At 65.5% G+C, this 22,544-nt stretch carries 19 protein-coding genes, 1 pseudogene and 1 riboswitch; of the genes and pseudogenes, 9 read left to right on the plus strand and 11 right to left on the minus strand.

Translation table 11 applies throughout. The annotated features are described in order from the left end of the window. Positions 1–185 precede the first annotated feature (185 nt). From PSET11_RS08620 to kdpF, 6 genes are read right to left on the minus strand one after another with little or no spacing between them, the layout of a single operon-like run. Entirely contained in the window at positions 186–869 is a 684-nt protein-coding gene (locus PSET11_RS08620) for a response regulator (protein ID WP_124091690.1), read from the minus strand. After that, the gene (locus PSET11_RS08625; protein WP_124091691.1) at positions 866–3,370 is read right to left on the minus strand and encodes a DUF4118 domain-containing protein; all 2,505 of its coding nucleotides are present in this window, start codon (positions 3,368–3,370) and stop codon (positions 866–868) included. The genes PSET11_RS08620 and PSET11_RS08625 overlap by 4 nt, the downstream gene beginning before the upstream one ends. Next, the gene (gene kdpC / locus PSET11_RS08630) at positions 3,367–3,978 is read right to left on the minus strand and encodes a potassium-transporting ATPase subunit KdpC (RefSeq protein ID WP_124091692.1); all 612 of its coding nucleotides are present in this window, start codon (positions 3,976–3,978) and stop codon (positions 3,367–3,369) included. Before kdpC ends, PSET11_RS08625 begins: the two co-directional genes overlap by 4 nt. Positions 3,979–4,010: 32 nt before the next feature. Next, positions 4,011–6,167 (minus strand): potassium-transporting ATPase subunit KdpB, encoded by a 2,157-nt coding sequence (kdpB, locus tag PSET11_RS08635; protein ID WP_124091693.1) that lies wholly within the window; start codon positions 6,165–6,167, stop codon positions 4,011–4,013. A gap of 2 nt (positions 6,168–6,169) precedes the next feature. After that, complete coding sequence (gene kdpA, locus PSET11_RS08640) at positions 6,170–7,843, minus strand: potassium-transporting ATPase subunit KdpA (RefSeq protein ID WP_124091694.1); 1,674 nt, start codon at positions 7,841–7,843, stop codon at positions 6,170–6,172. Position 7,844: 1 nt separating this feature from the next. Next, positions 7,845–7,934, minus strand: a complete 90-nt coding sequence (kdpF, locus tag PSET11_RS08645; protein ID WP_124091695.1) for a K(+)-transporting ATPase subunit F — start codon at positions 7,932–7,934, stop codon at positions 7,845–7,847. Between the two features lie 280 nt (positions 7,935–8,214). On the opposite strand from kdpF, the gene PSET11_RS08650 reads away from it, so the two are divergent. From PSET11_RS08650 to PSET11_RS08665, 4 genes are all read left to right on the plus strand, one after another. Further along, positions 8,215–9,666, plus strand: a complete 1,452-nt coding sequence (locus tag PSET11_RS08650; RefSeq protein ID WP_124091696.1) for a dihydrolipoyl dehydrogenase family protein — start codon at positions 8,215–8,217, stop codon at positions 9,664–9,666. Positions 9,667–9,731: 65 nt separating this feature from the next. Continuing rightward, positions 9,732–10,394 carry a sugar ABC transporter ATP-binding protein gene (locus PSET11_RS08655; protein WP_124091697.1) on the plus strand — a complete coding sequence of 221 codons (663 nt, stop codon included), beginning with the start codon at positions 9,732–9,734 and terminating at the stop codon, positions 10,392–10,394. Further along, positions 10,391–12,427 carry a YhgE/Pip domain-containing protein gene (locus PSET11_RS08660; RefSeq protein WP_124091698.1) on the plus strand — a complete coding sequence of 679 codons (2,037 nt, stop codon included), beginning with the start codon at positions 10,391–10,393 and terminating at the stop codon, positions 12,425–12,427. Before PSET11_RS08655 ends, PSET11_RS08660 begins: the two co-directional genes overlap by 4 nt. After that, positions 12,424–13,080: a TetR/AcrR family transcriptional regulator gene (locus tag PSET11_RS08665; protein WP_124091699.1), complete on the plus strand. Its 657-nt coding sequence runs from the start codon at positions 12,424–12,426 to the stop codon at positions 13,078–13,080. The genes PSET11_RS08660 and PSET11_RS08665 overlap by 4 nt, the downstream gene beginning before the upstream one ends. Before the next feature lie 515 nt (positions 13,081–13,595). Here PSET11_RS08665 and PSET11_RS08670 read toward each other — a convergent pair. After that, positions 13,596–14,453: pseudogene (locus tag PSET11_RS08670) on the minus strand (EamA family transporter); the annotation flags it as partial. A 72-nt stretch (positions 14,454–14,525) separates the two neighbouring features. Here PSET11_RS08670 and PSET11_RS08675 point away from each other — a divergent pair. Further along, the gene (locus tag PSET11_RS08675) at positions 14,526–15,428 is read left to right on the plus strand and encodes a LysR substrate-binding domain-containing protein (RefSeq protein WP_124091700.1); all 903 of its coding nucleotides are present in this window, start codon (positions 14,526–14,528) and stop codon (positions 15,426–15,428) included. Between the two features lie 88 nt (positions 15,429–15,516). On the opposite strand, the gene PSET11_RS08680 is transcribed toward PSET11_RS08675, so the two are convergent. Together PSET11_RS08680 and PSET11_RS08685 are read right to left on the minus strand one after the other, a co-directional pair. Then, complete coding sequence (locus tag PSET11_RS08680; protein WP_124091701.1) at positions 15,517–16,044, minus strand: SixA phosphatase family protein; 528 nt, start codon at positions 16,042–16,044, stop codon at positions 15,517–15,519. Between the two features lie 97 nt (positions 16,045–16,141). Continuing rightward, positions 16,142–17,002 carry a winged helix-turn-helix domain-containing protein gene (locus PSET11_RS08685; RefSeq protein WP_124091702.1) on the minus strand — a complete coding sequence of 287 codons (861 nt, stop codon included), beginning with the start codon at positions 17,000–17,002 and terminating at the stop codon, positions 16,142–16,144. A 655-nt stretch (positions 17,003–17,657) separates the two neighbouring features. Here PSET11_RS08685 and PSET11_RS08690 point away from each other — a divergent pair. The 4 genes from PSET11_RS08690 to PSET11_RS08710 all read left to right on the plus strand — a co-directional run bounded on the left by PSET11_RS08690 (position 17,658) and on the right by PSET11_RS08710 (position 21,438). Then, on the plus strand, positions 17,658–18,398 hold the full coding sequence (locus PSET11_RS08690; protein ID WP_124091703.1) for a response regulator transcription factor: 741 nt from the start codon (positions 17,658–17,660) through the stop codon (positions 18,396–18,398). Between the two features lie 4 nt (positions 18,399–18,402). Continuing rightward, complete coding sequence (locus PSET11_RS08695; protein WP_124091704.1) at positions 18,403–19,896, plus strand: sensor histidine kinase; 1,494 nt, start codon at positions 18,403–18,405, stop codon at positions 19,894–19,896. Between the two features lie 119 nt (positions 19,897–20,015). Then, positions 20,016–20,167: riboswitch (cyclic di-AMP (ydaO/yuaA leader) on the plus strand. 5 nt (positions 20,168–20,172) lie between these two features. After that, a complete protein-coding gene (locus tag PSET11_RS16650) occupies positions 20,173–20,901 on the plus strand; it encodes an aggregation-promoting factor C-terminal-like domain-containing protein (RefSeq protein ID WP_160118976.1) in 729 nt (242 codons plus the stop codon). Positions 20,902–21,000: 99 nt separating this feature from the next. After that, complete coding sequence (locus PSET11_RS08710; protein ID WP_124091707.1) at positions 21,001–21,438, plus strand: YdeI/OmpD-associated family protein; 438 nt, start codon at positions 21,001–21,003, stop codon at positions 21,436–21,438. On the opposite strand, the gene PSET11_RS08715 is transcribed toward PSET11_RS08710, so the two are convergent. Together PSET11_RS08715 and upp are read right to left on the minus strand one after the other, a co-directional pair. Beyond that, the gene (locus tag PSET11_RS08715) at positions 21,435–21,818 is read right to left on the minus strand and encodes a VOC family protein (protein WP_124091708.1); all 384 of its coding nucleotides are present in this window, start codon (positions 21,816–21,818) and stop codon (positions 21,435–21,437) included. The genes PSET11_RS08710 and PSET11_RS08715 overlap by 4 nt on opposite strands. A 76-nt stretch (positions 21,819–21,894) precedes the next feature. Beyond that, positions 21,895–22,530 (minus strand): uracil phosphoribosyltransferase, encoded by a 636-nt coding sequence (gene upp, locus PSET11_RS08720; RefSeq protein WP_124091709.1) that lies wholly within the window; start codon positions 22,528–22,530, stop codon positions 21,895–21,897. Positions 22,531–22,544: the final 14 nt, after the last annotated feature.

A 22,544-nucleotide genomic window follows, 5' to 3' on the forward strand; every position in this document is an offset into this window, starting at 1 on the left:
TCGTTGCAGGCGAGTTACGCCACGAATCCTAAGCTCGTTCGCAAAACCTAAGCTTCAGGGCTCTGATCTGCGAACAAGGTTAGGTTTCCCGGGGCGCAGCGGGCCCGGAAGGCACCGAGCAGCGCGGGCTAACGGTCGCAGCGCTCCACCGTGGTGCTCGAGCCAAGCCCGCCCCAGCTCACTCGCTAGGGCACGAAGCGGTAGCCCATTCCGGCCTCTGTCACCAGGAACCGTGGCTGCTTAGAATCCGGTTCGATCTTCTTCCTGAGTTGGGAGATGTAGAGCCGGAGGTAGCCGGAGTCGGTGACGTGCTCCGAGCCCCAGATCTCCTGCAGCAGGGTGCGCCGGGTGACCAGCTTCCCGGCATTGCGGACCAGCAGTTCCAGCACCTGCCACTCGGTGGGCGTGAGCCGGATGATCTCAGAGCCCTGCGGGGATTCCCGGCGTAGGCTCTTGGCGGCCAGGTCAATGGTGATGTCAGCCATGACCACCACGGGCTGCAGCTCGTGGTTGGGGACCCGTCTGGTGAGGGCTCGCAGCCTGGCGAGGAGTTCGTCGATCGAGAACGGCTTGGTGATGTAGTCGTCGGCGCCAGCGTCCAGGGCTTCCACTTTGTCGGCTGCTCCGGTGCGCCCGGACACCACCAGGATGGGCGCCTGCGTCCAACCCCGTAAGGCGTGGATGACGTCCATTCCATCCAGTTCAGGCATCCCCAGGTCCAGGACATAGATGTCCGGGTGCGTCTCAATGCCCACGTTGATGGCCTGGGTGCCGTTGGCGGCGGTAACAATGTCGTAGCCCCTGGCCGTCAGCGTGACCCGGAGGGCCCGGAGAATCTGCGGATCGTCGTCGGCGATGAGGAGCTTCATGCCTCGTCCCGTTCGGGTGCGGCCGCCGGCAGCGCCACCACCATGGTGAGCCCGCCGCCCGGGGTGTCTTCGGTGTCCAGCGTCCCGCCCATCCCCTCGGTAAACCCCTTGGAAAGGGCTAACCCCAACCCTAGTCCCGTCAGGTTGTCAGTGTCGCCCAGGCGCTGGAACGGCACAAACATCTGGTTGCGTCGGCCAGCATCGACACCCGGCCCGTGGTCCACCACCCGGATCTCCACCACACCGGCGAACTGGCTGGTGCTGATCCGGACCCTGGTTCCCGCCGGAGCGAAACGGTGGGCGTTGTCGAGGAGGTTGGTGACCACTCGTTGCAGCAAGCCAGGGTCCGCCATCAGCTGTGGCAGGTCCGGATTCAGGTCCAGTTCCACCGCGGCGGGCCCCAGGCCGAGCTCGTCCAACGCCGGCAGGATCACATCCTCGGCATCAATGGGCCGCAACGCCACCGCCAACGCGCCTGCCTGCAGCCGGCTGACGTCCAGGAGGCTGGTCACCAGCGTGGCCAGGGAACCAAGGCTCTCCTCCGCAGTGGCGAGCAACTCACGATGATCCTCCGCAGACAGGCTGGCACCGGCAGACCGGATTCCACTGACCGCCGCGGTGGCCGCCGCCAGTGGCCGGCGCAGATCGTGGCTCACCGCCGACAGCAGTGCCGACCGGACCCTGTCCGTCTCCGCCAGCGGGGCAAACTCGCGCGCTGTTTCGGCCAGGTCCGAATTCTCCAGGGCCGCATCCAGCTGGGTGGCGATCACGCTGAGCAGCCGCCGCTCCGACGCTGCGAGTTCGACGCCGAACAGCTCCAACGTGCCCCGCTCCCCCACCGGGACGGTGGTGTCCGCCGGGGAGGCCGAGCCTCCGTCACCAGAAAAGCTACCGGCAGCGCTAAGCACCGCCCCGTCCACGAGGAGCCGGGCCCCGGCCAAGCCAAAGGCCTCCCGGGTCTGGCCTACGAGGGCATCCAACGCCCCCTGCCCGCGAAGCACACTCCCGGACACGCTGGCCAGCAGCTCGGACTCTGCGGTGGCCCGGGCAGCGGCCCGGCTCCGGCGGGCGGCTTTGTCCACCACGTAACTGACCAACACGGCGTTAACCACGTAGAGGATCAAGGCCAGCAGGTGCAGCGGTTCGGACACGGTGACGGTGTACAGCGGTTGCACGAAGAAGTAGTCAAGGGTGAGCCCGGAGAGGAGCGCAGCAAACAGTGCCGGCCAAATTCCGCCCACCAGGGCCACCACCACAACCACCAGCTGATAGGTCAGCACGTCGCTGGTGATGGATTCTTCGCTGCGGAATGCGACCAGCAGCGCGGTCACCAGTGGACCCACCACCAGCGCTAGCAGCATCCCAGCCAGGCGGCGCCGGAGGGTCAGCGCCCCGCCAATTTTTGGCAGTGCGAAGCGGCCACCGGCCGATTCGTGGTTGACGATGTGCACGTCGATCGCGCCTGCCTCGCGGGTGACGGTGGACCCGATCCCCGGCCCACTCAACGCCGCCGCAAACCGTCCCCGCCGGCTCACCCCGATCACCAGTTGCGTGGCGTTGACGCTGCGGGCAAAGTCCACCAAGGCGCGGGGTACGTTTTCGCCCACCACCTGGTGAAACGTTCCGCCCAGTTTTTCCACCAGCGACCGCTGTTGCGCCAGCTCTTCGGGATGATCGGAGCGCAGCCCTTCCTGGCTGCTGACGTGCACGGCCAGCAGCTCGCCACCGGACCGGGCGGTGATCCGTGCGCCACGCCGCAGCAGGGTGGCCCCTTCCGAGCCGCCGGTCAGGGCCACCACTACGCGTTCCCGAGCCTCCCAGGTACTCTCGATCCCGTGCTGCTCCCGGTAGGACCGCAGGGCGCTGTCCACCTCATCGGCGAGCCACAGCAGCGCCAACTCGCGCAGTGCCGTGAGGTTTCCCAACCGGAAATAGTTGGACAGCGCCGCGTCGATTCGCTCGGCGGGGTAGACCCGGCCGTCCGCCAATCGATCGCGGAGGGCTTGCGGATCCAGGTCGATTACCTCAATCTGGTCAGCCGAGCGCAAGGCCGCGTCCGGCACCGTCTCCCGCTGCGGGACGCCGGTGATCTGCTCCACCACGTCGTTGAGGGACTCAATGTGTTGGATGTTAACGGTGGAAATGACATCAATTCCGGCGTCGAGCAGTTCCACCACGTCTTGCCACCGCTTTTCGTGGCCCACCCCCGGCGCATTGGTGTGCGCCAGCTCGTCCACCAAGGCGATCTCCGGCCGGCGGCGGACGACGGCGGCAACATCCAACTCCGTCAACGTCACCCCCCGATGGGCCACGGCCAGCCGCGGCAGGGTTTCGAGTCCGTCCGCCATGCCCGCAGTTTCGGCGCGGTCGTGGGTTTCGACGATCGCCACCACCACGTCTTTGCCCTCGGCCAGGAGGCGTTTGCCTTCCTCCAGCATGGCGTAGGTCTTGCCTACTCCGGGCGCCGCGCCCAGTAACACCCGGAGCCTGCCTCGTTTCATTCCCGGCCCTCCACTCCGTCCAAGGCGATGTTGAGCTGCAAGACGTTGACCGTGGGTTCGCCCAGGAAGCCAAGGTCACGCTGCTGCACGTGTGACTGAACCATATCCTTCACTGCCGCTTCCGCCATGCCGCGTTCCTTGGCGATCCGCGGAACTTGCAGCAGCGCGTACGCCTCGCTGATGTCGGGGTCCAGCCCGGACGCGGAGGCCGTGAGCGCATCGGCGGGAATCAGCGCCGGGTCGACGTTCTCGAGCGCCGCGACGGCGGCCTTCCGCTCCTGGATGGCCGCTACCAGGTCGGGATTCTCGGGGCCGTAGTTGGAACCGCTGGAGGCACCGGCGTCGTACCCCTTCCCGGCAGCCGAGGGCCGCGGCTGGAAGTAGCGGGCCAGCGGCGTCCCGTCCGCGTCGGAAAAGGACTGCCCCACCAGCATGGACCCGGTGGGGGCGCCGTTCACGGTGACGATGGAGCCGTTGGCCTGCGCGGGGAAGGCGAGCTGGCCCACGCCGGTAACTATCAGCGGGTAGGCCACCCCCAGGAGCAGGGTGAGGACCAGCATGGCCCGCAGCGCCGTCCAAGAGGCGCGGAATCCGGATGAGATGCGCATGAATATCAGCTTTCGATGAGTTGTAAGGGGAGTCAGAAACCGGGGATCAGCCGGATGGCCAGGTCGATCAGCCAGATTCCGATGAACGGCACCACTACCCCGCCCAAGCCGTAGACCAGGAGGTTACGGCCGAGGACCTTATCGGCGCCCATTGGCCGGTATCGGACGCCCTTCAGTGCCAGCGGGATGAGGAAGACGATCACCACGGCGTTGAAGATAATCGCGGACAGGACGGCCGACGCCGGCGAGTGCAGTCCCATGATGTTCAGGACTCCCAGCCCGGGGAAGACGCCGGCAAACATGGCCGGGATGATGGCGAAGTACTTGGCGATGTCATTGGCGATGGAGAACGTGGTCAGCGCGCCGCGGGTGATGAGCAGCTGCTTCCCGATCCGGACAATGTCGATCAGCTTGGTGGGGTCCGAGTCCAGGTCCACCATGTTGCCAGCTTCCTTGGCAGCGGAGGTTCCGGTGTTCATGGCCACGCCAACGTCGGCCTGTGCCAGGGCGGGGGCGTCGTTGGTGCCGTCGCCGGTCATGGCCACCAGCCGGCCGCCGGCCTGTTCCTTGCGGATCAGCGCCATCTTGTCCTCGGGGGTAGCCTCGGCCAGGAAGTCGTCCACGCCGGCTTCGGCGGCGATCGCCTTGGCCGTCAGGGGGTTGTCGCCGGTGATCATCACCGTGCGGATTCCCATGGCCCGCAGCTCGGCAAAGCGTTCCCGCAGGCCATCCTTGACCACGTCCTTCAGGTGCACCACGCCGAGCACCCGCGCAGTGCCGTCCGTGCCGGTGGCTGCCACCACCAGCGGCGTACCACCGCTCTGCGATACCTCGGTGATCTGCGCGTCGAGTGCCCGCGCCGTCGCATCCGGAAGGGGGCTGATGGCACCAGCCCAGGCGGTGACGGCGGAGCCAGCACCCTTACGCAGGCTGGTGCCATCCGGGAGGTCCAGCCCACTCATCCGGGTCTGCGCCGTGAAGGGAACGATCTCGCCCGCAGCGCTCCCGCCCACGTCGAAGCCCTGGGCGGCGGCGAGCGTCACGATCGACTTTCCTTCCGGCGTCGGATCGGCCAGTGACGCCTGCGCCGCTACTGACACCAGATCGCTCGCCAGGACGCCGGGGACCGGCAGGAATGCTGACGCCATCCGGTTTCCGTAGGTAATGGTGCCGGTTTTATCGAGCAGCAACGTGGTCACGTCACCTGCCGCCTCCACGGCGCGGCCAGACATGGCCAAGACGTTGTGCTGGACCAGCCGGTCCATGCCGGCGATGCCAATGGCAGACAGCAGCGCGCCAATGGTGGTGGGGATCAAGCAGACGAGCAGGGCCACCAGGACCGGGACGCTGGCCTGCGCATCAACGTAGGACGCGATCGGGTTGACGGTCAGCGTGACCACCACGAATACGATGGACAGACTCGCCAACAGCACGTTCAGGGCGATCTCGTTGGGCGTCTTCTGCCGTGCCGCGCCTTCCACCAGGCCGATCATGCGGTCCACGAACGTCTCGCCGGGCCGGGAGGTAATCCGCACGACGATCCGGTCCGAAAGCACCCTGGTGCCGCCGGTAACAGCGCTCCGGTCACCGCCGGATTCCCTGACCACCGGCGCGGATTCGCCGGTGATCGCCGACTCGTCGATCGCCGCGATCCCCCAGACAATGTCGCCGTCGCCCGGGACCAATTCGCCGGCCGTCACCACCACCATGTCCCCTAAGGTCAGGTCCGACGACGGCGTCTGCACCAGCGCGGCGCGCTCGGCAGCCGGATCAGCGGCGTCGTCGTACGCAGCAATGAGGTTCGCGGGCGTGCTGGTGCGGGTCTTCCGCAGACTGTCCGCCTGCGCCTTGCCTCGGCCTTCCGCAACAGACTCGGCGAGGTTGGCAAACAGCACCGTCAGCCACAGCCAACCGGCAATGGCCCACGTGAAGGTGGCCGGAATCGCCGAGCCACCAGAGGGTTCCGGGCCACCCAGGAAGGGTTCGGCAACGGCGATGGCGGTGGTCAGCGCAGCGCCCACTTCGACAATGAACATCACCGGGTTGCGCCACATGGACCGAGGATCGAGTTTCCGGAACGCCCCCGGGATGGCCTGTGCCAGGCTGGCGGCGGTGATCGCCGAGGAGCGGCGGACGGTGCTGCCGCTCCCTGTGGCGGGAGCGGGTGCCTGCGTGGTTGCGGTTGACATGGCTAGTGCAGTCCTTCTGCGAGCGGTCCCAGGGTAAGGACGGGGAAATAGGTCAGTGCCGTGACGATCAGGGTCACGCCGATCAGGAGGCCCACAAACAAGGGCTTGTGCGTGGGCAAGGTGCCGGCGGTGGCCGGGACTTTGTCCTGGACGGCGAGCGCTCCCGCCAGGGCCAGCACCAAGGCGATGGGGATGAACCTGCCCAGCAGCATCACCACGCCCAACGCCGTGTTGAACCAGGGCGTGTTGGCGGTCAGTCCGGCAAAAGCCGAGCCATTGTTGTTGGCCGCGGAGGTAAACGCGTACAGGACTTCAGAGAGCCCGTGGTTGCCAGGGTTCCAGATGGACGTACCGGTGACGCTTTCGGCGAGCGCTGGAACGGCGAAGCTCAGCGCGGTGCCGGCCAGGATGAGGACCGGGACGACCAGGATGTACAAGCTCGCCAGCTTGATAATCCGGGGCGTGATTTTCTTGCCCAGGTATTCGGGAGTGCGGCCCACCAGCAGTCCAGCTACGAAGACGGCGATGATGGCCAGCACCAGGATGCTGTACAGCCCCGACCCCACACCACCGGGGGCCACCTCGCCGAGCATCATGTTGAGCATGGGCATCATGCCGCCCAGCGAGGTGAAGGAGTCGTGCATCGAGTTGACCGCGCCGGTGGACGTCAGCGTGCTGGCCGTGCCAAAGAGCGTTGATCCAAGGATGCCGAATCGCTGTTCCTTGCCCTCCATGGCCGCGCCAGCCAGCAAGGTAGCAGTGCCGTTCCCAGCCAGTTCCAGCCAGGACAGCAGCGCAAGCGAGGCCGCGAAGAACGTTGACATGACGGCGGCGATGGCCAAGCCCTGCCGGCGGTCGCCCACCATGCGGCCAAAGGTCCGCGGCAAAGAAAACGGGATCACCAACATGAGCAGCACCTCGAAGAAACTGGTCCACGCCGCAGGGTTCTCGAACGGGTGGGCAGAGTTCGCGTTGAAGAACCCGCCGCCGTTGGTGCCCAGCATCTTGATGGCCTCCTGCGAAGCCACCGGCCCGCCCGGCAGGCTCTGCGTCCCGCCGGCCAGAGTGGTGATGTCGGTAAAACCGTTGACGTTCTGGATCACCCCACTGGCCAGGAGGACGACGGCGGACACCAGCGCCAGCGGAAGCAGGAGCCGCAGCACACCGCGGGTGAGGTCAACCCAGAAGTTGCCCAGGGTCCCGGAGCTGCGCCGGGCAAAGCCGCGGATGAGCGCCACGGCAACGGCCAGCCCCACCGCTGCCGACACGAAGTTCTGGACGGCCAGGCCAGCCATCTGGACCGTATAGCCCAGGGTCACCTCCGGCGAGTAGGACTGCCAGTTGGTATTGGTGACGAACGATGCCGCCGTGTTGAACGCCAACCCTTCCGGGACGGCTGGCAGCCCCAGGGAATAGGGCAGCACCTCCTGGACGCGTTGCAGGACATAGACCAGCAAGAGCCCGGCGGCGGAAAACCACAGCACGCTGCGCAGGTACGCCTGCCAGGACTGCTCAGTTTCCTGCGCCACCCCGGTGAGGCGGTAGAAACCCCGTTCCACCCGGGAGTGCGTTGAACTGGTGTAGATCCTGGCCATGTAGTCGCCAACCGGCCGATAGAGAACCGCGAGCAGCGCCACCAAGGCGAGGAACTGGAGGATGCCGAAGAAGATGTCCATCTCAGAATCGCTCCGGTTTCACCAAGGCATAGACCAGGTAGCCGATGGCGGCTACGCCCAGTACAGCGGCCAGTGCCGAGAAGATGATCACAGCTTCTCCACCCCTTTTGCCACGAGGCCTACCAGCACAAAAACGGCGATGCTGGCGAGGACGTAGACGACGTCAAGCACGTTGGGCTCCTTCACGAAAATCTTTGGCGCACCCCTCGGTGCGGTGCCCGTTCCCGGGCTGCCTTTCGATTAGATACCTGCCGGCAAGGCCCCGGCTGCGGTCCTAACGGAATCCAAACGGTCCCGGCCCGGATCCTTACGGAAGGCATGCACTCGATGGTTTTGCCGCCGTCGTGGGGCCATCCGGATAGGCTGGAGGCATGACGACGCACGCGGTGGACCGCGAATACGATGTTGTGGTTATTGGGGCTGGCGCAGTGGGTGAAAACGTCGCAGCGCGCGTAGTTCAGGGCGGGCTGACCGCCGTGCTGATTGAGGCCGAACTGGTGGGCGGGGAATGCTCCTACTGGGCGTGCATGCCGTCCAAGGCCCTGCTGCGGCCAGGCACCGCGTTGCACGGTGCGCAGACCGTCCCCGGCGCTGCCCAAGCAATCACCCGTACCCTGGATGCTGCCGCGGTCTTGAAGCGTCGCGACTATTTCACCTCCAACTGGGAGGACACCGGACAGGTGGACTGGGTCGAGTCCACGGGCATTGGCCTCATCCGCGGCCATGCCTGGCTGACCGGCGTACGGACCGTCGAAGTGGCTGGCCTGGACGGCGAAACGTACCGGGTGCGGGCCACCACGGCAGTAGTGGTGGCCACGGGCTCCACGCCCACCATGCCACCCATCGAGGGCCTCGACGGCTTGGAAGTCTGGGGTACCCGGGAGGCTACCTCCGCGAAGGAAATCCCCGAACGGCTGGCCGTGCTGGGCGGCGGCGTGGCGGGCTCGGAGCTGGCCCAGGCGTTCGCCAGGTTGGGCTCCAGTGTCACCCTGGTGGCACGCGGCGGACTGCTGGGCAACTTCCCCACGGAAGCCGCTGACCTGGTGGTGGCTGGCCTCCGCGCTGACGGCGTCGAACTCCACCTCAACACCGCAACGCAGAGCATCGCCCAGAATGATGACACCAGCTTCACCGTGACCCTTGGCTCGGGCGAACTGGTCCATGCAGACAAGGTTTTGGTGTCCACCGGCCGGCACGCCGCGTTGGAGGGACTCGGCCTGGAGAACCTGGGCCTGGGCGGCGACGGCGCGCACCTGTCCCTGGCCACCGACTCCACCGGGCTGGTCAGCGGCACGGCTCCCGCGGACGGACCCTGGCTGTACGCGGTGGGCGATGCCGCCGGCAAGGTCTTTCTCACGCACCAGGGCAAGTATGAGGCCCGGGCTACCGGCTCGGCCATCACCGCCCGCGCCAAAGGCTCCCTGGACACCCCTTTGCCATGGTCGGTGGAAGCCCAGACCGCCAATGACCATGCGGTGCCCAGTGTGGTGTTCACCGACCCGGAGCTTGCCTCCGTGGGACTCACCAAGGAGCGCGCCCAGAAGGCGGGCCTGAGCGTGTCCACCGTAGAGCTGCCCATTGCGGTGGCGGGATCCTCGCTGCATTCGGAGCACTATCAGGGCTGGGCGCAGCTGGTGGTTGATGAGGAACGCAAGGTGCTGGTGGGGGCCACGTTTGCGGGCCCTGACGTGGCGGAACTGCTGCACGCTGCCACCGTCGCGATCGTGGGTGAAGTGCCCCTGGAGCGGTTGTGGCATGCGGTCCCGTCCTACCCCACGATCAGCGAGGTGTGGCTCCGGCTGCTGGAAAAGTACGGACTCTAGATTCTATTTGAACTGACCGGTCAGTTTAGTTAGACTGGGATCAATCGATACTTCGAAAGGTCCCCGTGCTCCTTACCAGCCAGCTCCACGTCAAGGGCAGGCGCGACGATCTCCTGCCGCCCACCAGCCTCTCCGTTTCCCGGGGCGAGATCCTCCTCGCCACGGGAAGCGGCCAGGACCAGCGCACCGCGCTGGCCCTGACGCTCAGCGGCCGGATGAAGCCGAGCACCGGCACCCTCAGCTGGGACGGCCACGCCGAGATCAAGAAAATCCGCCAAGCCGCTGCGATCGTGGATTCGCCCCGCGTGAACGAACCCGAACAGCACCTGAGCGTCAGCGACCTTGTCACCGAGGATCTCGCCCTGATCCCCCGCCGGTTCCGCGGCGCCCTGCTCAGCAAACCCTGGCTGAAAGTCAACAACTTCACGGACGTCGCCGACCTCTGGGTGGAACAGCTCAGCGCTGAGCGCCGGAACGAACTCCTGACCGCGTTGGCCCTGGCGAACCCCGCTACCGACCTCCTGGTCCTGGACTCCCCCGACCGGCATAGCGCTGACGCCGACGATTGGCTGCCACTGCTGACCAGGGTGGCACACCAGGTGGGCCGCCCCCTTGCCGTGGTCGCCGTCGTCAATTCCGTGCCCTCAGGATGGGACGGCGCCACGGTTGCGATCGGCAATGCCGTACCCGTCAAACACCACCGGCACCTCAGTGAGGAAGCAAAGTGACAGTCCTGCGATTGGCCCGATCCGAACTCAAACGGATGACCGGCGGCCTGCTGCCCAAGCTCACCATCCTGGCACTGACCATGGTGCCGCTGCTGTACGGAGCGGTCTACCTGTATGCCAACTGGGATCCCTACGGCAACCTCGACAAGGTGGACGCCGCACTGGTGGTCCAGGACACGGGTGCCACTGCCGCAGACGGCACCGAACTGCACGCGGGCCAGAAAGTGGCCGACAGCCTGATCGACGGCCATGCCTTCAACTGGAAAACCGTCGCCAGCCCCGAGGAAGCCAGCCAGGGCGTCAGCAATGGAACGTACGCCTTCGCCCTGCAGATCCCGCCGGATTTCTCCAGCAACCTGGTTTCGCCGGGCAGCTTCGACGCCGCGCACCAGGCCATGCTGGACGTCACCACCAACGACGCCAACAACTACCTCCTCAGCACCATCGTGGATAAGCTCACCACCTCCGTCCACACCACCGTGGCCAAGGAGGTGGGCGAGGAAACCGCCAACCAGCTCCTCACCGGCTACGGCACCATTCACGCGCAAATGCTGAAAGCGGCCGACGGCGCCGGGCAGCTTGCGGACGGCGTGGCAACATTGCGGGACGGCAGTACGTCCCTGCACTCGGGGACCGGCGAACTCGCCGACGCCACGAATCAGCTCTACGCCGGCCAGGTGAAACTCCGCGACGGCGCCAACCAACTCACCGAGGGTGCCGGCAGTCTGAGCAGTGGGCTGGTGGAACTCAAGGACAAGACCGCCAGCCTGCCCGGCAATTCAGCCGCACTGGCCTCCGGCGCAGCCCAGGTGGCAGCCGGCAACGCGCAGCTGAACACCAAGGTCCAGGACGCCGTCGCCCAGCTGGAGTCCGCCGATCAGGCGCTCAAGGCCCGGGTCACCAGCTCCGCCGCCAAGCTGGTCACGGACAAGGTCCTCACCCAGGAGCAGGCCGACCAACTCGTAGCCGACCTCGACGCTGCAGCGGCCTCAGGCCCGGTGGTGGACGCCAAAAACAAGCTGGCCACCGATGCCGGACTCATCCAGGAACTGGCTACCGGGGCCCAAAGCGTCAGCACCGGCGCCGCGCAACTTGCCGCAGCGACCCCCACCCTGACCGACGCGATCGGCAAGGCCTCGACCGGGGCTGACCAGCTCCACACCGGAGCCGCAGCCCTGGCGGCCGGCGAGCAGACCGCCGTCGACGGCGCCGGGCAGCTCGTGGCGGGCGCCGCCAAACTGAACGACGGCGCAGCGCAGCTGGAGACCGGCGCGGGCACCGCCGCCGACGGGTCCCGCAGCCTCGCGGACCAGGTGGCCGCAGGCGCGGGCCAGGTTCCCAACCCGGACGACCAGCAGAAGTCGAGCCTGTCATCCGTTATCGCGGATCCGGTCTCCGTCAGCAACGTTTCGCAGGCGAAAGCTGGCTCCTATGGGGCCGGCCTGGCACCCTTCTTCCTGACCCTCGCCCTCTGGATCGGCGTGTTCATGCTGGTCCAGGCCATGCGGCCCATCACGCAACGAGCGTTGGCCTCCAACGCACCGTCATGGAAGATCGCGGTTGGCGGCTGGCTGCCGTTCCTGGCAGTGGCCGTGGTGCAGGCCAGTTTGCTGACCTTGGTGGTGGATTTGGCGCTCGGGCTCAACCCCGTCCATCCAGTCCTGATGTGGCTGTTCCTTCTGGCCGCGGCGATGGCGTTCACCGCGCTGATCCAGGGCATCGTTGCCTTGCTGGGCACGCCCGGGAAGTTCGTGGTACTGATCTTGCTGGTCCTGCAATTGGTCTCCTCCGGGGGTACGTTCCCGTGGCAGACCACCCCGGAGCCACTGCACGTGGTCCACGATGTCTTGCCCATGGGCTACGTGGTGACCGGCATGCGGCACCTGATCTACGGTGCCGATCTGTCCATGATCGTGCCCACCGTATTTGGCCTGATCGGCTACACGGCGCTGGGCGCAGGCCTGTCACTGCTGGCGGTACGCAAGCATAAGTTCTGGACGTTGAAGACGCTGAAGCCGGAGATCGCGGTATGAGCCAACAGGATGAGGGGGTTGCGTTCCCCGGCACGTCCGGCGAGCGGAAACTGCGGCCGGCGCGGACCAGCGCCACCCGCCAGAAGCTCTTCGAGGCCTCGATGGTGCTGATCGGCGAACGGGGCGCCTCCGAGGTGACGGTGGATGAGATCGCTGCCGCTGCCGGAGTGTCCAAGGGGACCGTCTATTACAACTTCGGCAGCAAATCGGACCTGATCGCGGAGTTGCTCCGCCACGGCGTCGACATCCTCCTGGCCCGGTTGCAGAGCGTTCCCGTCCACGGCAGCGCTGCGCAGCCGCTGGATCCCCTGGATGTGATGCGTGACGTCATTGCTCAGGCCATGGATTTCATGAACGAGTACCCGTCGTTTGCGCGGTTGTGGGTCAGCGAGAACTGGCGGACACCCAGCGTCTGGCAGGACACTTTTGCCGAACTGCGCGCGCTGCTCCTGGCGGTGATCGCAGCAAACATTGATCGGGTGGCTGACGTCTACCCGGTAGACACGTCCATCTCCCGGGACAGCCTGGAGGCGGCGATCTTTGGCGCTTGCTTCGTGGTGGGCCTGGACAGCCAGACCTATCACCCGGAGCGGTCCCGTGACCAAAGCGTTGCAGCAATCATGGCCATCATGCGCGGTTACGTCCAAAAGTAGCTGCCGGCATCGGGGATGATTGAGCAATGGGTCCCAGCGCAAAACTCGCCGTCATTGCAGCCATCGTTGCGGGCGGATTACTGCTGCTGACCGGCATCACCTTGGCTTTGCCCGTCTTCTGGGCCTTCCTCGGCGTCCTCGGCCTCGCCTACCTGGCTTGCGTGCTGGAATTGCTGCTCCGGCGTCGGCGGACAGTGCTGGTCCTGGGCGGAGCGGCCACCAGCATCGCCATTGCCTGCAGCCTCGGTTTCCTGGGCAATTGGGGCCTGGCTTCGCAGGAAACCAGCTCGTTCTTCGGCACGCCGCTCCCCACGGCCAACCCCGACCACTACTTCTACCTGGCCGGGCTGGCCCTCGCTGCTGCGCTGGTCATCCTTTTCGTGGGTGCGGTGTGGCGGGCTCCCCGACGGAAGCCCGCCACCCGCCGTCCCCGCCCAACCAGGTAGCGCTAACTGCAGTTTTGAGGGCTCAAAACTGTAGTTAGCGCTACTCAGTTGGGTGCGTACAGCGCGACGGGAGATGACCGCCGTCGCCACGCCCCCGAGGAGCAAGACGCCGCCCGCCAACTCGGCGCCGTTGGGCACCTCCCCCAGGATCAGCCAAGCCGCGCTCATGCCGACCACGGGCACCAGCAGGGTGAACGGAACCACCGCCGAGGATGGGTGCGTGGCCAGCAGCCGATTCCAGATTCCATAACCCACCAGCGAAGCAAAGATGGCGGTGTAGAGCGCGCTGAGGATGGTGGGCCACTGCAATGTGGCGAGGGTCCCCCACACCACGGCCGGGCCATCCACCAGCAGGGACAGCCCAGCCAAAGGAAGTGGCACCACCGCTCCCGACCAGACCACCAGGCCTAAACCGGACGCGGCTTTCGCCTTGCTGGCGATCACGTTGCCCACGGCCCAGGACAGAGCGGCTGCCAACACTGCCAGCAGCGGGAGGACCGGAGTGGCCGCGCTCCGTCCGAGAGCTACGACGCCGAGCCCCAGGACTCCGAGCCCAATGCCCGCCAGCTGCTTCCTTCGGGGCCGTTCGCCCAGGAACAGCGCCGCCAACAGAATGGTGAGCAGGACCTGCGCCTGCAGGACCAGGGACGCCAGGCCAGCAGGCATTCCCCATGCCATGGCGAGGTAGAGCAGGCCAAACTGCCCGGCACTCATGAAGAGGCCGACGCCCAGGATCGCCGCCCAGCTGATGTCTGGTTTTCGGATGAAGAAGATGCAGGGGAAAACCACCAGCAGGAACCGCAACGCGACGAACAGGAGCGGCGGAACGTCGTGTCCGGCAGGGTGCAGGCCCAGATCGATGGCAACGAAGTTCAGGCCCCAGAGCACGGCCACGGTCAAGGCCAGAAGGGTGTCGCGAAGATTCATGCTCTCACTGTGCCAGCGGATTCAATGAAGCACCAGCGGCTAATTCGGCGGCTAACCATGTACCGTTGCTTCATGATTGATGTTGGCTCGCTCCGCGCCCTGACCGCGGTTGAACAGTACGGCACGGTGATTGCCGCCTCGGATGCGCTGGGCTACAGCCCTTCGGCCGTCTCCCAGCAGATCAAGAAGCTGGAGAAGGAAGCCGGCTTTGCGGTCCTGGAGCGCCGGGGCCGGGGCGTCCTGTTGACCGAACGCGGCGTTGCCCTCGCCGCCTATGGCAGGAAGATCATGGCCGAGCTGGAGGAACTCCAGTCAACGCTCCTGGCTGATCCAGCCCAACCCACCGGCAGGCTGCGAATCACGGCGTTTTCCACGGCCTGCCGCGGCCTGGTAGGACCCTTATTGGGCCAATTGGCGCAAGCTGCGCCCCACCTGGATGTGACCCTGTTGGCGGAAGACCCGCGGGAGGCCGTGGCTCGGGTTTCGAACGGCGAGGCAGACCTGGGCTTGGTGCACAACTGGAATTCGGTTCCGCTGGTCATCCCGGAACACCTGAGCCTCGAGTGGTTGAGTGAAGATGTGGCAGACGTCTTGGTCCACCGCGCGCACCCTTTAGCCGGGCGAGACTCAGTGGAACCAGCGGACTTGGTCGCCGAGCGTTGGATCAGCACACCGCAGGGTGCCATCTGCAATGAGGCCCTGCTGCGCATCTTCACCGACCTCGGCCGAATCCCCGATATCCGGGTCTACGATCCAGATTTTGGGACCCACGTTGCCCTGGTGCAGCAAGCGGCGGTGATTGCGCTGGTACCACGCCTGGGGCGCGGAACGCTGCCCGCCGACGTCGTGGCCGTCCCGGTCTCGAACCCGCCGCAGGTGCGGCATGTGGGACTGGTGCACCGCCGGACCATGACGGCCAGTCCCGGCATCCAACTGGCCTCTGCCTTGCTGCGCAAGATCGCCGTCGGCCCCTGACCGCCAACGCAGCACCCAACCAAGTAGCGCTAACTGCAGTTTTGAGCCGTCAAAACTGCAGTTAGCGCTACCTAGTTGGGAGGGGGTGTCAGCGGGCCCTAGGGACGGCGAAGTGGGTGATCTTCGCGTCCTGCCCATCCAGTTCTGCCCAAGGCTTGTCAGATTGCAGCACCGTCAATGCGCTGGTGGGATACCGGCTGGCCGCATCCAGGTACGGCTCCTGCTCGGAATCGCGGGAAGCAAGAAGCATCACGAGGTCCTGGACGCCGGGAAGGTGCGAGATGACCATCAGGGTTGTCACCGTGTCCGGCACCTGGTTGATGACGGCCAGCATCCGGTGCGCTGACGCCGCGTAGAGCCCGTCCTCAAGTTTGGGAGTGGGCGCCTGCGCACCCAACTCTGAACAGACCCAGGTGCAGGTCTGCCGGGTTCGCAGGGCAGATGAGCAGAGAATGAAGTCCGGAATGACGCCGTTTTCCACCAGCCACTGGCCAGCCACCGGAGCATCCCGATGCCCCCGCGCCTCCAGCGGCCGCTCATGGTCGGCTACGCCCCCCGGCCAGTCGGCCTTGGCATGGCGCATCAGAATCAACCGGCGTACGTGGTGCTCACTCATGGCCCCAGCTTAGCCAACGACCAAGGGACCGGGACTTAAAGCCAAAAGCGGCACGTCCCAAAGCAAGGGAGCGTGCCGCCTTTCGCGGCGAAGCTGTTTAGATCGAGTATTCCGGAGCGGCCCAGACAACAACTTCGGGGTGCTCGTAGAAGCGGTAGCCCTGGCCACGGACGGTGCGGACGGTATTGGCGAGGCGGCCCAGCTTGGAGCGCAGGCGACGGATGTGCACGTCGATGGTGCGCTCGTTGGGGACCTCTTCAGCGTTGCGCCACAGGCCTTCGAGCAGTTCGTCACGACCCACGGTGCGGGTCCCGTTCTCCACCAGGTAGTTCAGGAGTTCGAATTCCTTGAAAGTCAGGTTCAGCGATTCGCCATCCAGGTGCACTTCGCGGCGCGCCAGGTCGATCAGGACGCCGGTGGGGCGCGGTTCCTGGGCGTGCTTGGGACGGATGGCTTCGGTGCGCTGGCGGGCGTTGATGGTGGGGTCGCCAAAGGTGGAACGGACGACGTCGAGCGCGGAACCGGAGGCTCCAGCAGGGGCTACCGCAACGGCAGCGTAGCTCTCGGCACCCGCCACGAGGGACTGGGCGTAGCTGCGGATTTCCTGTGCAAGCTTGGCGATCGAGGTGCCAGCAGCTGCAGCGGTCTCCTCATCAATGCCCATGTAGAGGACAAAGCCGCGGGCTACGTTGTCATTGGCTACCGGGCGGATGGAGCCGGGTCCGGCCACCACCGGCGTAGGCGCCGTCAGGGCGGCGGGCTCGGCGGGCACAGCTCGCAGCTGGCCATAAGAGTTGGGGTTGTAGCCCTCGGGAACGAAGCCCGGCGCCGCAAAGGTGCTGGCGCCAGCAGGGGCCAAGGTGGGGCGCTGCCCGAAACCGGGGCGCAGGCCCGACGGCTGGCCGGCCTTTGCTGCGTTTCGGACGGAGATATGGACGTATCCGGATGCGACTGACATGGGACTTACCTCATTGTGAATGGCCGCCAGTGCGGCTCGAATGTTGGGTTCCCCTGGGAACTGCGAACTGGGGAGGTCGCCCGGCTAGGGGCAGGGGCGAATGCCTAAGAACTTCGGAGGGTGGGAAGTCAGGCGTACATTCGACAACAGCGCATGTCGGCAGCAGCGGGTGTGCTGGGCCAATATTCTGCGGCTGCAGGTGCTGTTGAGTTCTTGTTCACATTGGAAGTGTGACGCGTAACAATGGCAACTTGCAAGTAACAATGGACGGTTTCGTCCGCATTGTGAGACAAATTCAGGATTTGTGGTTCAAATCACGATTCTTGCGATAGCGAATAATAACGTTCGTTATCCGTTTGCAAGGGCCCATCAGGGTCCTTGCGTGAATTTAATTTGGTCATAAGCTGCTTCTGCACATGTTTCTTCACCAAGCCGCGAAATTCCGAAATCCTCGCGGAACGCCAAACCCTCTTGGGCACTCAAACCCCGGCAGGCCGAAATAGTTCCGCGTCAGTTTGCAAAACAGGCCTGAGGCAGGAACAACGGGCAGCACAAAACCGCCCGCAGCTTCCGGCCAGCTGACTAGGCTGGGATTCACAGCCCAGGCACAGGAACACCTCAGCCAGGCCTTATCGACGGATCGGAGAGTTGTCTCATGGCCACCTCGCACTCCATGACCAACAACCTCCCCCAGCTCACCCACCCGGACGGTTCCCCCATCCGCGCACTGGTGGTGGATGACGAACCCAGCCTTTCCGAGCTCATGAGCATGGGCCTGCGGATGGCCGGTTGGTCAGTGGCCGTGGCAGCGGACGGTCCGGAGGCCGTGAAGGTAGCCAAGGACTTCCGGCCGGACGTCCTGGTTCTCGACGTGATGCTTCCCGGATTCGATGGCGTGGAGGTCCTCAACCGGATCCGCGGCTTTTCGCCCGAGGTGCCTGCGCTCTTCCTGACGGCCAAGGATGCCGTCCAGGACAGGATCGTGGGACTGGCTGCCGGCGGTGACGACTACGTCACCAAGCCCTTCAGCATGGAAGAGGTCCTGCTTCGCTTGCACCGCCTGGTGCAGCGCTCTGGCGTGGCAGCCGTGGACATTGCCGAACTGGTGGTAGGTGACCTGGTTCTGAACGTTGATACCCGGGAAGTGACTCGCGCCGGTGATGACGTGCAATTGACAGCCACCCAGTTCGAGCTGCTCAGGTACCTGATGGAGAACCCGCGGCGGGTCATCAGCAAGGCGCAGATCCTGGATCGAGTGTGGGACTACGACTTCGGCGGCCAGGCCAACATCGTGGAGCTCTATATCTCCTACCTGCGCAAGAAGATCGACGCCGTACACCCGCCCATGATTCATACGGTGCGCGGTGCGGGCTACGTGATCAAGCCCGCCGATTAATCCCATGCCTACACCACCGCCCCGAAGCTGGCTCAAGCCCACCACTTGGCACCTGCGAACACGCCTCGTTGCCCTGGCCATGGCCCTCCTCATCGCCATCTGCGGCGCTGTGGGCGTGGTGAGTTTTGCGTCCATGGATGCGTTCCTGACCCGGCAACTTGATGATCAGCTCAGCCAGGCCGCGCAGCGGGCCAATGAACCGCGGCCACCTTTTGGTGGCTTCGGCGGCCGCGATCCCCTCGATTCACGGGCCCAGAGCGTGGGCACCGTCAATGCCAGCATCCGCGACGGTGCTGTCATGACCGGCGGCTTCCTTGCCTCAGACACCACCCGCACTCCCCTGGCCGCAACGGACAAGCCCATCCTGCTGGCGTTGGCCACCGACGGACAGCCGGTCAATCGCACCCTGTCCAACGGCGACTACCGGCTGCTCGCCGTCAATACGTCCGATGATGGCGTGCTGGTCACGGGCCTCCCGCTAGCCGCCAAGGAAAGCACCTTGACGTCGCTGGTCTGGACGTTTGTCTTCGTGTCGCTGGGTGGGCTGCTGCTGATCGGCTTGGTGGGCACGGTCCTGATCCGCCGCACCATGAAGCCGCTTGAGGAGCTTTCAGCGGTGGCCACCAAGGTTTCGCGCCTGCCGCTGGATGCCGGCGAGGTGGCACTGGCCGTGCGCGTCCCGCCGTCGAACTCCAATCCCGGCACCGAAGTGGGCAGCGTGGGACATGCACTGAACCTCATGCTGGACAACGTGGCCAGCGCGCTGGAGGCGCGGCAGAAGAGCGAGACGAAGGTACGCCAGTTCGTGGCGGATGCCTCGCACGAGCTCAGGACGCCGCTGACCGCTATTCGGGGCTACACGGAGCTGATGCGGATGACCGAGGATTTCACGCCCGACGGCGCCAGGTCCCTTTCCCGCGTGCAGAGCCAGTCGGAACGTATGACCACGCTGGTGGAGGACCTGCTCTTGCTCGCTCGACTCGATGAAGGCCAGCCGCTCAAGTTCAGCGAGGTGGACCTGACCCAGCTGGTGGTGGAGAGCGTCAGCGACGAGAAGGTGATGGCGCCCGGGCACAGCTGGCGGTTTGAACTTCCGGACGAACCGGTGCTGGTCTTCGGCGATCCCGACCAGCTCCGCCAGGTCCTCACGAACCTGCTCTCCAACGCGCGCAAGCACACGCCGCCCGGCACCACCGTGATGACGGGCGTACGGGTTGGGGCTGGCGAGGTGTTGGTGACGGTGGCGGACGACGGCGGCGGGATCCCGGCAGGGTTTGTGGACCAGGTGTTCTCCCGGTTTGCCCGCGCAGACGCAGCCCGGAAGGGCAGCGGTGACCAGTCGGGTGCGGCGGCCGCCGAGGGGACCAGTGGCCTCGGGCTCTCGATTGTCCACTCCATCGTGGAAGCGCACGGTGGCAGCGTTTCGGTGATGTCGGAAGCCGGCCGCACCGAATTCACCCTGACCCTTCCAGTCCGGCGGGCCGGCCTGGCAACCTGACGCGCCGTCGTCGTCATGTCCGTTACCTAAATGTGACTTAACGGGTTTGCTCCTGTACCGTCAAAAGGGTGCGGTTCCCGTTCGGACCGCATGTCCAGAAGACGCCGAGCTCTGCCGCTTCCTGGATTCCGCTGGATTTATGGCAGAGGCGGGGGACCCACCGTCCCGGGCACTGTATGCCCTTGGGGTTAAGCCATCACGTGAACTTTTCCGGATGGCCGGATGCCCTCATCCGAACCCGACAGCTAACTCCGCAGGTGTGAGAGGCGATCCACCATGTCTGAATTCCCAGTAGAACCACGCCCTAAACACGGGCTCCACAGCAGCAAAAAACGCGCCCTCCCGTTCCTGGGCCGGCGCAGCGCCATCATCGCGGCGTCCTGCGCCCTGATGATCGGCGTCGGAGCTGTTGGCCAGGCCAGCAACTCCGCTTTCACCCCGGTTGCGTCGAGCACCCAGTCGGCCAGTACCGATGCTGAATCGTCGATGAGCCTGGAGAAGAGCGAGATCCGGTCCAACCCGGCCGAATCCGCAGCTCCGGCCGATATCAGCGTGGCCCCGCAGTCGGTTGAGGAGGCGCCGGCAGCCGCCGCTCCCGCTCCAGCAGCGGAGCCGGCCCCCGCCGCTGAACCCGTAGCGCCTGCCCCGGCCCCGGTTGCACCCCCTGCGCCTGAGCCGGCTCCCGCCGTCGCCGTGAACGATCCGGCCGGCGCGCAGGCATATGCTGCCAGCCAGCTCGCCGCATATGGCTGGTCTGCTGACCAGATGCCCAGCCTGGTGACGCTCTGGACCAAGGAGTCCGATTGGACCACCACGGCCACCAACGCGAGCAGCGGCGCCTACGGCATTGTCCAGTCCCTGCCGGCCGAAAAAATGGCGAGCTCTGGTGCTGACTACCTCACCAACTACCGCACCCAGATCAACTGGGGCTTGAACTACATCAAGGAACGCTACGGCTCCCCCGCAGCGGCTTTGAACTTCCACTTGGCCAACAACTGGTACTAAACAGCGCCTGACGGCCCAACAGCTCAAGGGAGCCTGCCGGCAGGAACGCGGAATCGCCAGGGATGGCGCCGCGGTCCTGCCGGCAGCATACTAAGGGGCATGAAATTTACAACCGTCATTGTCGGCAGTGGCAACAAGACCGGCATCGAAGTTCCCGAGCACGTGGTGGAAGCCTTGGCGGCTGGAAAGCGGCCGCCGGTGGTGGTCACCCTCAACGGAGCGTCTTACCGAAGCAGCATTGCCGTCATGTCTGGGCAGTACCTGATCGGGCTCAGCGCCGCCAACCGTGAACTGACCTGCGCACGCGCGGGCGACTCCGTGGAGGTGGACGTGGTGGTTGATACCGAGCCGCGCATCGTTGAGGTGCCGGCTGATTTGGCGGCCGCACTGGCCGCAGATCCGGTAGCGTCCAGTGCCTACGCCGCCCTCAACTACAGCAACCAGCGCCGCCTGGTAGAGCCGATCAGCCTAGTCAAGACGGCTGAGACCCGGGCCCGCCGGATCGCGAAGATCGTCGCGGACCTGAACCCAAGCTAACTCCCCAGCGGCTTTAGCTTCGCCATGCACTGCACAGCCCACTGGTTACCGTCCGGGTCCTTGAAGTACACAAACTCGCCCCAGCCAGGGTCCGAAATGTCCGTAACGTCCACACCGTTGTCCTTAAGGTGCCGGTGCGCCTCCTCGATGTCGGGGACCACCAACTGCAGGTTCGGCGCTGACCCAGCCGGCGCGTCCGAGAGGCCCTCGCCGATACAAATCGAGCAGCCGGAGCCTGGCGGCGTCATCTGCACAAAGCGCAGGTTCTCATTGACGCGCATGTCATGGTCAAGGACAAACCCCACCTGGTTGACGTAAAAGTCACGGGCACGGTCGACGTCGGATACGGGCACCAATACGAGCTCAAGTTTCCAGTCCATGCGCTCAGGGTAGTCCTGGCGGGTGGACCAAAACTAGGGCTGGGTCAGAACGGAATGCGCGACGGCGGCCGGCTGGCTACCCGGCGATGCCGTAGAGCCGATCGCCAGCGTCGCCCAAGCCCGGGACAATGTAGGACTTTTCGTTGAGCTTCTCGTCGATGGAGGCGAGGACGATGGTCACGTTGGCGTCGGACAGCTCTTCTTCCAGCTTGGACAGGCCTTCCGGTGCCGCGAGCAGGCAGATGCAGGTGACGTCGGAGGCGCCACGCTTAAAAAGGAACTTGATGGCCTCGCGCAGGGTTCCGCCGGTGGCCAGCATGGGGTCCAGGACGAAGATCTGCCGGTCCGTGAGGTCCTCGGGGAGGCGCTCGGCGTAGGTAATGATCTCCAGGCTTTCCTCATCGCGGGCCATGCCCAGGAAGCCGACCTCCGCGGTGGGGACCAGTTTGGTCATGCCCTCCAACATGCCCAGCCCGGCGCGAAGGATGGGGACCACCAGCGGGGTGGGCTTGGTGAACGCGGTGCCCACCGTGGTGCTGACCGGCGTTTCGATGGTGACCGGCTGGGTGCGGACGTCCCGCGTAGCTTCGTAGGCCAGGAGGGTGACCAGTTCTTCGGTCAGCTGCCGGAAGACCGGCGAGGGAGTGTTCTTGTCCCGCAGGACGGTGAGCTTATGGGCGACCAGCGGGTGGTCCACAACGAGAGTGCGCATGGGTCTAAAACTAC

Source organism: Arthrobacter ulcerisalmonis (assembly GCF_900609065.1).
GTDB lineage: Bacteria > Actinomycetota > Actinomycetes > Actinomycetales > Micrococcaceae > Arthrobacter > Arthrobacter ulcerisalmonis.

What these genes read in the sequence shown, in the direction of transcription:
- PSET11_RS08620 (WP_124091690.1), bottom strand. Translation starts at nt 869, where the DNA reads ATGAAGCTCCTCATCGCCGACGACGATCCGCAGATTCTCCGGGCCCTC.
- PSET11_RS08625 (WP_124091691.1), bottom strand. Translation starts at nt 3,370, where the DNA reads ATGAAACGAGGCAGGCTCCGGGTGTTACTGGGCGCGGCGCCCGGAGTA.
- kdpC (WP_124091692.1), bottom strand. Translation starts at nt 3,978, where the DNA reads ATGCGCATCTCATCCGGATTCCGCGCCTCTTGGACGGCGCTGCGGGCC.
- kdpB (WP_124091693.1), bottom strand. Translation starts at nt 6,167, where the DNA reads ATGTCAACCGCAACCACGCAGGCACCCGCTCCCGCCACAGGGAGCGGC.
- kdpA (WP_124091694.1), bottom strand. Translation starts at nt 7,843, where the DNA reads ATGGACATCTTCTTCGGCATCCTCCAGTTCCTCGCCTTGGTGGCGCTG.
- PSET11_RS08650 (WP_124091696.1), top strand. Translation starts at nt 8,215, where the DNA reads ATGACGACGCACGCGGTGGACCGCGAATACGATGTTGTGGTTATTGGG.
- PSET11_RS08665 (WP_124091699.1), top strand. Translation starts at nt 12,424, where the DNA reads ATGAGCCAACAGGATGAGGGGGTTGCGTTCCCCGGCACGTCCGGCGAG.
- PSET11_RS08675 (WP_124091700.1), top strand. Translation starts at nt 14,526, where the DNA reads ATGATTGATGTTGGCTCGCTCCGCGCCCTGACCGCGGTTGAACAGTAC.
- PSET11_RS08680 (WP_124091701.1), bottom strand. Translation starts at nt 16,044, where the DNA reads ATGAGTGAGCACCACGTACGCCGGTTGATTCTGATGCGCCATGCCAAG.
- PSET11_RS08685 (WP_124091702.1), bottom strand. Translation starts at nt 17,002, where the DNA reads ATGTCAGTCGCATCCGGATACGTCCATATCTCCGTCCGAAACGCAGCA.
- PSET11_RS08690 (WP_124091703.1), top strand. Translation starts at nt 17,658, where the DNA reads ATGGCCACCTCGCACTCCATGACCAACAACCTCCCCCAGCTCACCCAC.
- PSET11_RS08695 (WP_124091704.1), top strand. Translation starts at nt 18,403, where the DNA reads ATGCCTACACCACCGCCCCGAAGCTGGCTCAAGCCCACCACTTGGCAC.
- PSET11_RS16650 (WP_160118976.1), top strand. Translation starts at nt 20,173, where the DNA reads ATGTCTGAATTCCCAGTAGAACCACGCCCTAAACACGGGCTCCACAGC.
- PSET11_RS08710 (WP_124091707.1), top strand. Translation starts at nt 21,001, where the DNA reads ATGAAATTTACAACCGTCATTGTCGGCAGTGGCAACAAGACCGGCATC.
- PSET11_RS08715 (WP_124091708.1), bottom strand. Translation starts at nt 21,818, where the DNA reads ATGGACTGGAAACTTGAGCTCGTATTGGTGCCCGTATCCGACGTCGAC.
- upp (WP_124091709.1), bottom strand. Translation starts at nt 22,530, where the DNA reads ATGCGCACTCTCGTTGTGGACCACCCGCTGGTCGCCCATAAGCTCACC.